Genomic DNA, 14,068 nt, shown 5'->3' with positions numbered 1-14,068 from the left:
ATTAATATTATCAACAGCTGTTCCGGAAGCATCCTGGCTATCAATACCGATTAATAATTGCAAACCACAAAAATCAATAATGATTTATATTATTTAAACTTTAATGTTATTTAAAACAATTATAATAATGAGATATTTTTTAGCATGTAAAATTCATCTCATTGATAAATATGGGTATTTTACAAACAAATTTATATATAAAAAAGAATGCGCCAGTGCATATAATACTGATGCTTTTACCTGCTTAAAAATTATAGTAGCGTATTAAGCCCGAAATAAAATATTCTACAGGAAATTGAATATAATATTCTTCGCTGACCGTTCTTATAACCGCAGCTAAACCAGTATCACTGAATAGCAAGGGTCGTCATGTACTTCTAAACGACACTAAAATCTGGCACCACCTTCTGGTGACGTAACAGTAAAGCTAAAGCGCAGTTCATGTAGGGTATAGAGGTAATGTCATGCCATTTGGTCTGTTAAAGAAGCGTCAACTCAGGTACCGAATGGTTCGCACCATACTTGTGAGCCTGCTTTGCATCCTGTTGGGACTCATCAGCACCTTCTGGCAGGCGGCAGCAAATCTCAAACGAACCACTAATATCCGGATGACAAATGCCCGGCAACTGGTGGAAGGAACGCTGGACAGTGCCAGGCATGCTGCTTACGCCGTAAAAGACAATCTTGGTCGGCCCTGCCTTGAGTCTGTCGCGATGAAGCTCAGGACGCAGGTAGCGTACTCGCAGAATGTGCGCAGCGTAAACCTGGTACAGGGGAATAAAATCTATTGTTCATCTCTGTACGGTAGCAATGAAGAAAATATTAACTTTGATAGTTATACCAACGGGATGCTCTACCTGATGAGCGACATGCTGGTCAGGAAAGGACAGCCACTGATTATCTACCGAATGGTTGTCGGTAATAACAGTATTGTGGTCCGACTCTATGGCGAGAGGATCCTTTCCGAACTGAGTGTTATGAGCATCAATTTACCCCTGGGCCTGGTTGTTGGACAACAGCAATGGCAGACTCCAGAGATTCCTTCGTTCTCCCCCGGTACGTCTGGTTATCTGGAACAAGCCTCGACCAGATATCCATTCCGGATAGTTACGGTGATTTCCGCTGCCGATTATGCCCATTACTTCTGGATCTTCTCACGATTCTCTCTTGTTTCCTGGGCCTTGCTGGCCGCTATTCTTGGTTTCAGCGCATTTCGCTGGACAGGGCGACAGATAACTGCAGAACATGAATTACATGAGGCTCTGGAATTGCAGGAATTTATTCCTTACTTCCAGCCAGTGGTATCCGCAGAGCATACTCACTGGGTCGGTTGCGAGGTTCTAATGCGCTGGTCACATCCAACGCTCGGTATCATCCCTCCAGACAATTTCATTCCTCTGGCAGAAAGCTGTAACCTTATTATGCCGATGACTCAGGCGCTGATGGTTCAGGTACGTCAACAGTTTTTACCATTAATACATTTACTGCCGAAGGATTTTCATTTCGCTTTCAATATCAGCGCCAGTCACTTAAGAAATTTCAATCTGGTGGAAGACTGCCGGGTATTCATCCAGGCATTCAGGGCTAATCCTGTTAAGCTGGTTCTGGAGTTAACTGAGCGGGAATTACTTGTTACAGATGGTGTGACAGAAAGGTTGGTGGCAGAACTGCACAAACTGGGTGTGCTTATCGCTATCGATGATTTCGGCACCGGCAATTCCAGCCTTAAATACCTGCAAAACTTCGAGGTCGATATTCTTAAAATCGACAAAAGCTTTGTCAGCAATATAGGTATTGATTCGCATTCTGTTCATATCATCGACAATATTATTGACCTCGCCCGCCGATTACACCTGCAAACGGTGGCGGAAGGAGTAGAAAATGAAATTCAGGCAGCTTATTTGAAAGCACACAACGTTACTTTTCTGCAAGGATATTTATACGGTAAGCCCATCCCCATGGAGGATTTCACCAGACAATTTTATTCCTGATGTTGAATAGTAACATCAAAACGTAGTCATCATACCGTGCAGAGACACTCGCCAGTATATAAACATCTCGATGATAGAGGTAAAAACATATGGAATGTTCAAAAAATAATTTATTTACCAAAGAAGTATCTAACCAACTGATTATATTTATTAATGAAAGACGGAAAGACAAGTTACAGATTGACGATCTGGCTGCTATTTCTGGCTTTTCAAAATTTTATCTGCAATCTTTTTTTAAAGCTCATACCGGGATACCACTTGGCCGTTTCATCAAGGATACCTACCTTAATCATGCAGCTCATGAACTCATCAACTCCCAGAGCACTATTCTGACTATTGCTTTAAATGCCGGATATGGTTCTCAGCAGTCATTTTGCCGGGCGTTTCGTAAAAAATACAAAATAACGCCCAATGAGTTAAGGAAATCAGGTGCGACACATAAGATTTTATAATATGAAGAGTAAATATATCACTGATTATTTACAGCGTATGACGCTGGTGTCTTTAATAATTTCAAGGCAATACATAAAAAAAGACCGCACGGGTGGCGGTCAAAATGACACTTCAAAAATATAATTTTATTTCTTAGACACATTCATGCTTGTTTCATAAATACCATCAATGTGATTTTTCTCCTCACTTGAGATACCTTATAAAACAATTTCAATATAAAACCAAAAAATTCACCATGCAATTTATTTATAAAAATTAAGTTCCATTTAATGGAATCATTCCATAAATCTAAACGATTAATACTAGCGAGACTAAGTGAATAAGGTATCCTACATTCATTAATGTATGTACAAGGCATTTTTAAACAACCAAAAGTCACTAAAACAGCCACTAAAACAACACAAAATAAAAACGACGCATCAGGTTCATTGCCTTAAGAAGCACAAGCACGCTGTCCTCAGCGTACTATTCCCTGGAGACGCCACGAAGGGGGAATACGTCAATAACCAGAGAGGCGAGCTTAGTTTTACCCAACCGACGAAGGGAGGTGGAATAGTATGTTCCTTAATTACTTTGCACTTGGAGTGCTAATCCTGGTATTCCTGGTAATTTTTTACGGTGTCATCATCATCCATGATATTCCTTACGAGATCGCCAAAAAGCGAAATCACCCGCATGCCGATGCCATACATGTCGCTGGATGGGTAAGCCTGTTCACTTTACATGTCCTGTGGCCATTCCTGTGGATATGGGCCACGTTGTATCGCCCCGATCGTGGATGGGGAATGCAGAACGCACAGCAACCACAGTATGAAAATTTGCAATTACGTATTGCTGAACTTGAACGGCAATTCAAAAAACAACAACACGCTGACTCAGATAACACTCAAGGTAATTAATTGTGGATTTATTAATTATTCTGACTTACGTAGCCCTGGCATGGCTGGTCTTTAAAATATTCAAAATACCGGTCAATAAATGGAGTATCCCAACAGCCGCTCTGGGCGGGATCTTTCTGGTTGGGGCACTGATTTTGTTAATGAACTATAACCACCCATATACCTTTAAGGCACAAAAAGCGGTGGTCTCCATTCCTGTTACGCCACAAGTGACAGGTATTGTTCGTACCATCACGAATAAGTCAAACCAGCTAATTAAAAAAGGTGAAGTCCTTTTTGAACTGGATCCAACGCGTTATCAGGCTCGTGTTGCGCGACTTGAGGCCGATCTTGTCACCGCGATCCATAGTGCCGACTCGCTGCAATCACAACTGGATGAAGCCATCGCCAATACGTTAACAGCAACTGCACAACGTGACCGGTTATACAAAGATTACCAACGATATTTACAGGGCAGTAAGGCAAAGGTGAATCCGTTCTCAGAAAGTGATATTGATCATGCCCGGCAAAACTACCTCGCTCAGGATGCAGCAGTAAAATCATCGGTTGCCGAACAAGCACAAATCAAAAGCCAGCTTGATAGCATCCTCAACGGCGAACAATCACAAGTTGCCAGCCTGCGCGCTCAACTGGCAGAAGCAAAATACGATTTGGAGCAAACCGTTGTCCGTGCGCCCAGCGACGGCTACGCCACTCAGGTATTGATCCGTCCCGGTACTTTTGCGGCAGCGCTGCCGCTGCGCCCGGTTATGGTATTTATTCCCAAACAAAAGCGACAGATTGTGGCGCAATTCCGTCAGAATTCATTGTTGCGCCTGAAAGCTGGTGATGAAGCAGAAATCGTTTTTAATTCGTTGCCCGGCCAGGTCTTTACAGGAAAACTGGCTGGAGTCCTTCCCGTGATCCCTGGCGGTTCTTATCAGGCCCAGGGGACGCTTCAATCCTTGACTGCTACCCCAGGGAGCGAGGGGGTTCTCGCTCTTATCGATCTGAATCCAGATGAGAATATTGATGCATTACCAGATGGCATATATGCGCAAGTTGCGGTCTATTCGGATCATTTTTCTCATGTGGCCATTATGCGTAAAGTTTTACTACGCATGACCAGTTGGATGCACTACCTCTATCTGGACCATTAAGCCGTTCATTGTGCCTTGTTGATATCGGGTAATTATATCAGGACGTAGATCATCTACACTGAAAGCAAGGCACTATCCTCACAGAACAGCCATGATGAAACAATTAAAAATCAGAGATTTAAAAATACTCCTGGACCTTGTTGAAACGAAAAGTTTCAGTCTGTCTGCTAAAAATGTCGGCCTGACCCAGGCCAGCATCAGTAAAAGTATTGCGGCAGTAGAAGAAACGTTAGGAATCAAAATAATTGATCGAGAGAGTCGTCCGGTCAGGCTGACTGCATTCGGGGAAACTCTTCTGCCTAACATTAGAAAGTACATTATTGAAAATGATGAACTCTTTGAACTAGTCGACCATTATAAGAAAGCGCCATCTGGTGAAGTTAATATTTTTTCTCCTTCCGGTATGCAGGCTTATCTTGCAGAGAATATTCTGCCGCCATTGTTTCAACGATTCCCCGATTTGAACGTGACAATAACAACATCCAATCACTATAACGCGGACTACTTTAAGGGCGTGAGCTTTAATAACTCCTGTGACATGCTCATATCCTATTCCCCACCACATAATCAGAATCTGATTGCCCGAAAAGTAAAGCGGATACGGATGGATGTTTTTGCTACCCCAGCGTTTTTTGAACATCACCCTTTCACGACGCCAGAAGAGTTATCTCGCCATCCTTTCATTTTATTAAGTTCGATGGCCAATAACAGCTATGAAAATGCGCTGGAGTTCACCCATGAAAAAACGGCTGAAGTGAAATCAGTCAACGTCACGGGGAAACTAAAATTTGACAATATCTATACAGCCATCAACTGCTGCAGAAATGGAATGGGATATATAGTGACATCCCATCTACTTCTCAAAGACACAAGCGGAATAATGTCTGTACTTCCTCCAGAATGGGGAGTTTTTATTGATTGCTACGTTATTTACAGAAACCGGAAAAATCTTCCGCTACGAGTACAACTATCGTTGGATTATATAATTGAACTAATGACAAAAGAAAAATGAGATGCCTGTAGATTTACTCTGAGTGATAATTAAGACAATGCTCATTTAAAAATCGTAACTTTTCGAGGATCATTGCTCATAGCCACAGAAAATTTCAAAAATGTTTCTCCGATCATTTTATCCAGTTCTACCGCATATTTCGTCGGGCTCAGGCAACGACCTTCTCTCTCAAACAATGGAACGGGAAAGTAAGAACAAAAGCGTTTGAGCATGATGCTAACTGTTGGCGCAGAACAGTTTAATACCACACTAGCATTAAAAATTGTCTTATAACTCATCACTGCAGAAAAGTAGAGTGCTGAATTTAAATCAATGTTCTTTATACATTCAAAATCATGTTTTTCAAGCATATTTATACTCTCAACGCTATCAATATTCACTTGATCAGTGTCTCATATAACAATACAAAAAATAAGTATTTTAAATTATTAATCAAATAATCACTAACACTATAAGTGTTAGTGATTAGAGCCATATAGTTCTGGAAAAGGTTAAGTGACCAGGTGACTTATTTCAGATAAATCAGTGATTTTAAACAATAACTCCAACACATCAGATTAATTAAACTATTTGATAGACTACAATAGTTTTCATATTGCTATCTTTATTTAGAAAAAGTCCGAATCCAAGAACAGTTCACAAAGATTACCAAAACCACAAAAAAGATAAACAATTAAAAGATACAAAACAGTGAATACTATTATTCCAAAATTAGTATGGCTCTGGGGTTGCTAGCATGCAGGCTCTTTTTCAACGAACCGAAGAACGACTCAGACACCACGTACTATTTTTGAGAATATGGTTTTCAGAACGGAATAGTCGCTTTTAGATATAGCTGGGAGCCGACTGGCCGATTGAGAACATTCGTTTCCTTCTGCCATTTCAATATAGGTAACCAGTTCTTATCGTTGGCGTCACGGACAGAAGGACCAACTGAAAATGCCCGCACCTTTGCCTGCGCTGCATTAGGCCCGTCATCATCCGTTGTTTGAATGAAGTTATAGCCACCAAGACCAATCACCCAACCATTGCCAAAAGCCCATTCCAGGGCATAATCGGCATGAAACGCCTGACCTGAACGCGTACGGGTCTTACCATTGCGGAAATTAAAGTCGTACATCATTTTGATATCAGCATTGACGCCTTTTTGAGGGATATAGCTGATCGCCCATACCGGTTGTACCACCCAGTAATTTCGCCCCAGGCTGGAAAGATCAAACTGGTTATAGTCGCCTGTTGGCACATACATATCAAAGCTCAAAACATAGTGAAGATCCCGGGTGGGATGAAAGCCCAATGCAGTACCCAGCGTGATATCCCCTAACCCCATTGATTCTATTTATCTGTAGGAAATTTGAAGCAATGATTGTGTGTAATAGTAAAATCAGGACAGGTTTCATAAAAACCTGTCCGTCACGAACTCAAATTACACCAGTTTTGGTAAAATATTCAGTACGTTACCAAACCAGCAAAAGATAACGACAATGCCAAAGATAATCACTACGGCTGGAATAATGCGCCCACCCCATACTGTAAACATCTGATTGGGAAATTTTTTACGAGACTTCAATGCGAGTACCGCAGGAATAATAACAGCCCATATCGTTGCACATAATCCTGCGCCACCTATCCCATAGATAAAACCGTTAGGAAATAGCAGATAAAGCAGTGTTGGTGGCAGGAAGGTAAGAAGGATTGTTTTAAAACGACCAGTATGTGAGTTGTCAAATTTGAATAAATCAGCAAGAAAATCGAATAATCCCAGCGTCACACCAAAGAAAGAACTCGCCACTGCTAAATTAGAGAAAACGAGTAAGCAGAACTCAATCATGCCACTCTGATTTGTCCCAAGAAATGATCCTACCAGAGCATCAACATTTCCACCGGAAGCAATGATACCTTTGAAACTCTCGCGCGGAATATTCCCCATTGTGCAATACAGCCAAAACAAATAGATAACCAACGCCAGAAAAGACCCCAATACAACACTTTTTATTAATTTATCTTTTCTCTTCCCATAACAAATGATAAGACTGGGAATATTACCATGAAAACCAAAGGATGCCAGACATACTGGAACCGCCATAAATATATAGAGGAAGTAGGAATGACTAGTTTCATTTACGCCACTGATACCACTTAAAATTGAGTAATCGACCTGAAAGAAAAGTGAACCAAAAACAATAACGAAGGCAATGATTTTTATACCGAGAAAAAGCGAAGTAATCCGACTCGCAGCTAGCGAACTAAACCATAACACCCCGGCCACGAACAGAGCGGTACAAACACCTATAATTCTGGGGTTAACATGTTCTCCTGAATGCATAGATATCGTTTCACTAATAATAGCTCCGTTTGCTGAAATATATGCATACGTTAATATGTATAAAACAAAGGCAACCGTAGCGCCACTAATGATATTCCATTTGTTACCAATTAGATCTTTAGTAATAGTATTAAAACTGGAACCCACTGGATAGTTTAAGTTTGCTTCCAGTAGTAACAATCCTGAGTGTAACATTGAAAACCAGGAGATTATTAATATAAACGCGCCCCAAAAAAACCAGGCACCTGCAAGATCAACGGGTAAAGCAAACATCCCTCCACCAATTACGGTTCCGGCAATAACCATAACTCCCCAAAAGGATGAATGCTTTGAACTGGAATTTTCTTCCATGCGAGCCTCTTATCTTGAGTTATATATATTCATTGTCATGTCATTTTTATAGAGCGAGATAGAACATGAATGGCCATTAAATATGGCCATTCATATTCGGTTGCTAATTATCAGATTTCTTTCAGTCGGGCAGTAAAGTGACGCAGAACTTTAGGTTCATAGGTGAATGTTAATCCTTTAATATTATTGGCATTTTCTTTCACATGACCAAACGCCTCAATAATAAAGTCCATATGTGATTGCGTATATGTAGCGCGTGGAATGGTTAAACGGAGCAATTCTGCCGGACAAGGTAATTGAATCCCTGTTTTAGGATCTCTTCCCAATAAGAACGATCCAATTTCAACAGCCCGAATCCCAGCAACTTTGTAAAGCTCACACGCCAGGGCCTGTGCAGGAAACTGTTCGGCAGGGATATGAGGTAACAACTTTCCTGCATCCACGAAAGCGGCATGTCCGCCCGCCTGCTGACAGATGACACCAATGGCTTCAAGGCCATCAACCAGGTACTGGATCTGTGCGATGCGATATGCCAGCCAGTCCTGATTCATACCATCATAAAGACCAACGGCCAGACGCTCCATTGCCCCGCCTTCCAGACCACCATAGGTTGGAAAACCCTCCTGGACCACGCAAAGTGTTCTGCATTCGGTGTAGACATCAAAATAACTGTCATCTTTAATGCATAACAATCCGCCCATTGGCACCATTGCATCTTTCTTCGCCGACATAGCTAACATATCAGCATATTTATATGTTTCGCGGGTTATGTCTTCAATGCTCCAGTCTTTATAAGCGGCTTCTCTTTGTTGGATAAAATATGCGTTTTCAGCGAATCGCGCTGAGTCCATTACTACCGGAATGTCGTACTTTTTCGCTAACTGGTACGTTGCTTTCAAATTTGCCAAAGATACCGGCTGACCGCCTGCGGAGTTGCATGTAATAGTGGCAACAATATAGGGGACATTATTTGGACCTACTTCCTGGATTCCTTTCTCCAGTTTATCAAGGTCAAAGTCTCCTTTAAAATCAAAACGAACTGAAGTATCAAATGCTTCTTTGATATAAACATTACGAACGGTACAGCCATTTATTTGACTATGCCCTTGGGTGGTATCGAAGAAATAGTTTGAAAAAACAACCATTTTGCTTCTGTCGAGTCCTTTTTCCTGCTCACGTTTACGAATTAATACAGGAATATAAATCTGCTCGGCCCCCCTTCCCTGGTGCGTTGGAATAGTATAATGATATCCAAAAATATTCTTCACTGCCTCAGCAAGTGCATAGTAACTTCGACTTCCGCTGTATGCCTCGTCTCCCCGTAGCATTGCGGCTTGCATATTTTGGGTAACTGCGCCTGTACCACTATCTGTCAGCAAATCGATAAATACATCTTCACTGTCAAGCAGGAACGGGTTCATCCCTGATTTGAGAATGGCATTTTCACGATGATCCCGTGTTGTACGTTTTACGGGTTCAATAACACGAATACGGAATGGCTCTGGCAAATGTTTGAAGTTATTCATGGAATAGTCCTATATTAGATAAAAGACATGTCAGCCTGCAGCAACTCATTAAGCATGAATTACCGATATAATTTATTTAAAACCCGCAAAATTAGTCCATGGAGATATTATTAGCACACCAAGCATTCCCTTATCACAGGCCTTTTTCAGGCATACAGACAGAGAAACGTGATTGTGCAGACAATAATTTATGGATTATTCAGGGCATGCAAAACAGACAGATTTTTTAATCTGCTTCTGTCCTTCATTGCATTTATAAAGAGGAAGGGAACTTATGGGCGATGATTGACAATGATGGTATCAATGTTGAACCATTTGGAGGTCGTGTATGTATTAATTAAGCTAATCATTATATGTCAACCCTTATTAAACATGCTGACATCATTATAGTGTGGAGAAAATTTGTCTATTAGCAGATAAACTTAATGTGATAAAAGTCACTATAAATTTATTATACACAAAAAGGAATTAATTAACAGATACAGGTTTACAGCTGATTGACATTACCTCAGTAAGACCTGGTCAACATACAGGAATTTGTACATTCGACCCGAAAATTGTCCAGGTTTTAGTTTTGCGTTAACGAGCATTTTCACCCAACGAATGCTATTGCAACACTTGTACTGTTATTGCTGAGTTAAGCAACGGGTGAAAGCCACAGTCACCGACCAGTTAGCAGGAAGAAAAATAGAGCTCAACTGACGAACAGAATGCAATAACTGCTTATTTATCAAGGGTAAATTGAGTTCGGTAGATTTCAGGAGAAATGAATTTGGAGCGGGCGAAGGGAATCGAACCCTCGTATAGAGCTTGGGAAGCTCTCGTTCTACCATTGAACTACGCCCGCATTGAAGTGCGTAAGGGATTATAAACCTTACACTCTTCTTGGCAAGGTGCTAACCGACTGACTGGCGATTAATTCACCGTCAACATTTAGGTTTACTCCCCTGTGGCGGTAAATAACGCAGCGGATCGATAGCGGTTGCACGATAGCGGATCTGAAAATGCAAACGCACAGACGCCGCATCTGAGCTGCCCATGGTGGCAATTTTCTGCCCGGCCTTCACGCTTTGTCCGTTGTTCACCAGCAGCGTGTCGTTATGGGCATAGGCGGTGATGTAATCCTCACTGTGCTTAATCATGATGAGGTTACCATAGCCCCGTAGCTGATTACCGACGTAGACCACCTTCCCTGCTCCGGCCGCATAAATCGGTGTACCACGCGCAGCAGAGATATCAATCCCTTTGTTGCCGCCGTCCGCTGTTGAATAAGGCAATATCACCTTACCACTGGCTGGCCACTGCCAGCAGCGTTGCCCTACCGGCGGCCAGGATGACTGAGGCACGGATGAAGACGGTCTGACCGCTGCGGTTTTCGTGGAGGATTTGTTTTTTGTTTTACCAGACGTCGTAGTGGATTTCGCGCCACCGCTGACCTTCAACCTTTGCCCCACTTCAATGGTATAAGGAGGAGAAATGTTGTTCAGGCGGGCAATTTCTTTTACGCTTGTTCCGGTAGCGCGCGAAATACGATATAGCGTATCTCCCCGTTTCACGGTGTAAACGGAGCCGGAATACGTTCCTGTTTCTGATGATTTGCTACCTGAACAGCCCGCCAAAAGCAGCCCTATCGATAACAACATCACGATACCCAGAGTGTGTTTATTCGGGCGTCCTGCGCTCAAAATCTTTCCTCGCTCAAAAAACAAGACGCTATATCATAGCAGTCCCCCGCCGGATCCCCAATCCATTGCTCTGGAAAACGCCTGTACAATACAAGTTTTGTTAATGAATCTCTTTCCGATTAACCTCCGACCAACAAAAACGATAAATACAATTTTCAGATAATCCCAAAGGCTTATTTATCACAATGATTTTTTATCACGCTCATATTGATACACTGCCCCTCTTTCATTACTGATAAAATCGCATCACCTCTGTCATTTTTTAAACGACATCACACTTCCCTCCTCCCCTCACGCTTATAGTCGTTTCTGGCGTAATTCTTGCCTGCATTGACTTAACCATTGCCATAAGAACTAAATGTTCAAATCAAGGGGATTTAAATGGAAGCGCGGGAAGCAACTGCTACAGGTGAATCATGCATGCGCGTAGATGCCATTGCCAAGGTCACCGGGCGGGCACGATATACTGATGATTATGTTATGGCAGGCATGTGCTACGCGAAATATGTACGTAGCCCAATTGCACATGGTTATGCCGTGAGTATTAATGATGAAGAAGCCCGAAGCTTGCCTGGCGTGCTGGCCATTTTCACCTGGGAAGATGTGCCCGACATTCCCTTTGCTACAGCTGGACATGCCTGGACACTGGATGAGAATAAACGTGATACCGCCGATCGCGGTCTGTTAACACGCCACGTTCGCCATCACGGTGATGCGGTTGCCATCGTTGTTGCCCGGGATGAACTTACGGCAGAAAACGCGGCGCAGCTAGTCAATATTGAATGGCAAGAATTACCGGTTATCACCTCACCGGAAGCGGCACTGGCAGAAGACGCTACACAAATTCATAACGGCGGCAATTTGCTTAAACAAAGTGCTATGTCGACAGGCAATGTCCAGCAAGCGATCGATGCGGCGGATTACCAAATCCAGGGACACTACCAGACACCAGTCATCCAACATTGCCATATGGAAAGCGTGACATCGCTGGCGTGGATGGAAGATGACACCCGGATTACGATCGTCTCCAGCACCCAGATCCCGCATATTGTCCGCCGGGTTGTCGGTCAGGCGCTGGATATTCCCTGGTCATGCGTGCGGGTAATTAAACCCTTCGTCGGCGGCGGTTTTGGTAACAAACAAGATGTGCTGGAAGAACCTATGGCGGCATTCCTGACCAGCAAACTTGGCGGTATCCCGGTGAAAGTTTCCCTAAGTCGTGAGGAGTGTTTCCTGGCGACACGTACCCGCCACGCCTTCACCATTGACGGACAAATGGGTATAAACCGTGACGGTACGTTGAAAGGCTATAGCCTGGATGTTCTTTCCAACACCGGTGCTTATGCCTCTCACGGCCATTCCATTGCTTCTGCGGGCGGTAACAAAGTCGCTTATCTTTATCCTCGCAGCGCCTACGCTTACAGTTCAAAAACCTGCTATACCAATTTCCCCTCGGCTGGCGCGATGCGTGGCTATGGTGCGCCGCAAGTGGTTTTCGCCGTAGAATCACTGCTTGATGACGCAGCCGAAGCATTAGGTATTGATCCGGTAGAAATTCGTTTACGCAATGCTGCCCGTGAAGGTGATGCAAATCCGCTCACTGGCAAACGTATCTACAGCGCAGGATTACCTGAGTGCCTGGAAAAAGGGCGTGAAATCTTTGAATGGGATAAACGTCGCGCGGAGTGCCAGAACCAGCAAGGTAATTTGCGGCACGGCATCGGCGTTGCCTGCTTTAGTTACACCTCAAACACATGGCCCGTCGGTGTTGAAATTGCTGGCGCGCGCCTGTTGATGAACCAGGATGGAACGATCAACGTACAAAGCGGCGCAACGGAAATCGGCCAGGGTGCCGACACCGTATTCTCGCAAATGGTAGCTGAAACAGTGGGGGTTCCGGTTAGTGATGTACGCGTAATTTCGACACAAGATACCGATGTTACTCCTTTCGATCCCGGTGCATTTGCCTCACGTCAAAGCTACGTTGCCGCGCCGGCGCTGCGCAGTGCGGCACTGCTATTAAAAGAGAAAATCATTGCTCACGCAGCGGTGATGTTGCATCAGTCAGCGATGAATCTGACTCTGATGAAAGGCAATATCGTGCTGGTTGAAAGACCAGAAGAACCGTTGCTGTCGTTAAAAGATCTGGCGATGGATGCTTTTTACCATCCCGAGCGCGGCGGGCAGCTTTCTGCCGAAAGCTCGATCAAAACCACCACCAACCCGCCCGCATTTGGCTGTACTTTTGTTGATCTGACCGTCGATATCGCGCTGTGTAAGGTCACCATTAATCGAATCCTCAACGTCCACGACTCGGGTCACATCCTTAATCCACTGCTGGCAGAAGGCCAGGTTCACGGCGGAATGGGAATGGGTATCGGCTGGGCATTATTTGAAGAGATGATCATCGATGCAAAAAGCGGCGTGGTACGTAACCCAAATCTACTGGATTACAAAATGCCGACCATGCCAGATTTACCACAACTGGAAAGCGCGTTTGTCGAAATCAATGAGCCGCAATCCGCATATGGACATAAGTCACTGGGTGAGCCGCCAATTATTCCTGTTGCCGCAGCAATTCGTAATGCGGTGAAAATGGCCACCGGTGTTGCAATCAATACTCTGCCGCTAACACCAAAACGGTTGTACGAAGAGTTCCATCTGGCAGGATTGATTTGAGGAAAAC

The 14,068-nt window shown here is 43.5% G+C and carries 12 protein-coding genes and 1 tRNA gene; 6 read left to right on the top strand and 7 right to left on the bottom strand.

Going from position 1 to position 14,068, the window contains the following annotated elements; translation table 11 throughout:
• Nucleotides 1-506: 506 nt before the first annotated feature.
• The 5 genes from SK36_RS01890 (at nucleotide 507) to SK36_RS01870 (ending at nucleotide 5,494) form a co-directional block, all read left to right on the top strand.
• Entirely contained in the window at nucleotides 507-1,991 is a 1,485-nt protein-coding gene (locus tag SK36_RS01890; protein ID WP_197086120.1) for an EAL domain-containing protein, read from the top strand.
• A gap of 89 nt (nucleotides 1,992-2,080) precedes the next feature.
• The gene (locus SK36_RS01885) at nucleotides 2,081-2,443 is read left to right on the top strand and encodes a helix-turn-helix transcriptional regulator (RefSeq protein ID WP_045447111.1); all 363 of its coding nucleotides are present in this window, start codon (nucleotides 2,081-2,083) and stop codon (nucleotides 2,441-2,443) included.
• Nucleotides 2,444-3,001: 558 nt separating this feature from the next.
• Entirely contained in the window at nucleotides 3,002-3,343 is a 342-nt protein-coding gene (locus SK36_RS01880) for a DUF3302 domain-containing protein (RefSeq protein WP_045447114.1), read from the top strand.
• Between the two features lie 2 nt (nucleotides 3,344-3,345).
• Nucleotides 3,346-4,482, top strand: coding sequence for an HlyD family secretion protein (locus SK36_RS01875; protein ID WP_045447118.1), 1,137 nt, complete (start codon nucleotides 3,346-3,348; stop codon nucleotides 4,480-4,482).
• A 91-nt stretch (nucleotides 4,483-4,573) separates the two neighbouring features.
• Complete coding sequence (locus tag SK36_RS01870; protein ID WP_082138858.1) at nucleotides 4,574-5,494, top strand: LysR family transcriptional regulator; 921 nt, start codon at nucleotides 4,574-4,576, stop codon at nucleotides 5,492-5,494.
• Nucleotides 5,495-5,535: 41 nt separating this feature from the next.
• Here the strand turns inward: SK36_RS01870 and SK36_RS01865 are convergent, their stop codons facing one another.
• From SK36_RS01865 to actS, 7 genes are all read right to left on the bottom strand, one after another.
• Nucleotides 5,536-5,874: a LysR family transcriptional regulator gene (locus SK36_RS01865; RefSeq protein WP_156184433.1), complete on the bottom strand. Its 339-nt coding sequence runs from the start codon at nucleotides 5,872-5,874 to the stop codon at nucleotides 5,536-5,538.
• Nucleotides 5,875-6,299: 425 nt separating this feature from the next.
• Nucleotides 6,300-6,824 carry a SphA family protein gene (locus SK36_RS01860; RefSeq protein ID WP_082138857.1) on the bottom strand — a complete coding sequence of 175 codons (525 nt, stop codon included), beginning with the start codon at nucleotides 6,822-6,824 and terminating at the stop codon, nucleotides 6,300-6,302.
• A gap of 96 nt (nucleotides 6,825-6,920) precedes the next feature.
• Nucleotides 6,921-8,171 carry a low affinity tryptophan permease TnaB gene (gene tnaB / locus SK36_RS01855; RefSeq protein WP_048220614.1) on the bottom strand — a complete coding sequence of 417 codons (1,251 nt, stop codon included), beginning with the start codon at nucleotides 8,169-8,171 and terminating at the stop codon, nucleotides 6,921-6,923.
• Nucleotides 8,172-8,281: 110 nt separating this feature from the next.
• Entirely contained in the window at nucleotides 8,282-9,697 is a 1,416-nt protein-coding gene (gene tnaA, locus SK36_RS01850; RefSeq protein ID WP_048220613.1) for a tryptophanase, read from the bottom strand.
• A 272-nt stretch (nucleotides 9,698-9,969) separates the two neighbouring features.
• The gene (gene tnaC / locus SK36_RS25180) at nucleotides 9,970-10,047 is read right to left on the bottom strand and encodes a tryptophanase leader peptide (protein WP_197086135.1); all 78 of its coding nucleotides are present in this window, start codon (nucleotides 10,045-10,047) and stop codon (nucleotides 9,970-9,972) included.
• Between the two features lie 423 nt (nucleotides 10,048-10,470).
• Nucleotides 10,471-10,544, bottom strand: a tRNA-Gly gene (locus SK36_RS01845).
• Nucleotides 10,545-10,623: 79 nt separating this feature from the next.
• Nucleotides 10,624-11,382 (bottom strand): amidase activator ActS, encoded by a 759-nt coding sequence (gene actS, locus SK36_RS01840; RefSeq protein WP_045447133.1) that lies wholly within the window; start codon nucleotides 11,380-11,382, stop codon nucleotides 10,624-10,626.
• 381 nt (nucleotides 11,383-11,763) lie between these two features.
• Between actS and xdhA the strand changes: the two genes are divergently transcribed.
• Nucleotides 11,764-14,061: a xanthine dehydrogenase molybdenum-binding subunit XdhA gene (xdhA, locus tag SK36_RS01835; protein ID WP_045447135.1), complete on the top strand. Its 2,298-nt coding sequence runs from the start codon at nucleotides 11,764-11,766 to the stop codon at nucleotides 14,059-14,061.
• The last annotated feature ends 7 nt before the right edge of the window (nucleotides 14,062-14,068 follow it).

It is taken from the genome of Citrobacter sp. MGH106 (assembly GCF_001037495.1).
Taxonomy (GTDB): domain Bacteria; phylum Pseudomonadota; class Gammaproteobacteria; order Enterobacterales; family Enterobacteriaceae; genus Citrobacter; species Citrobacter murliniae.
The sequence above is the reverse complement of the archived record's forward strand: the minus strand, read 5'-3'. Positions and strand labels throughout refer to the sequence as shown.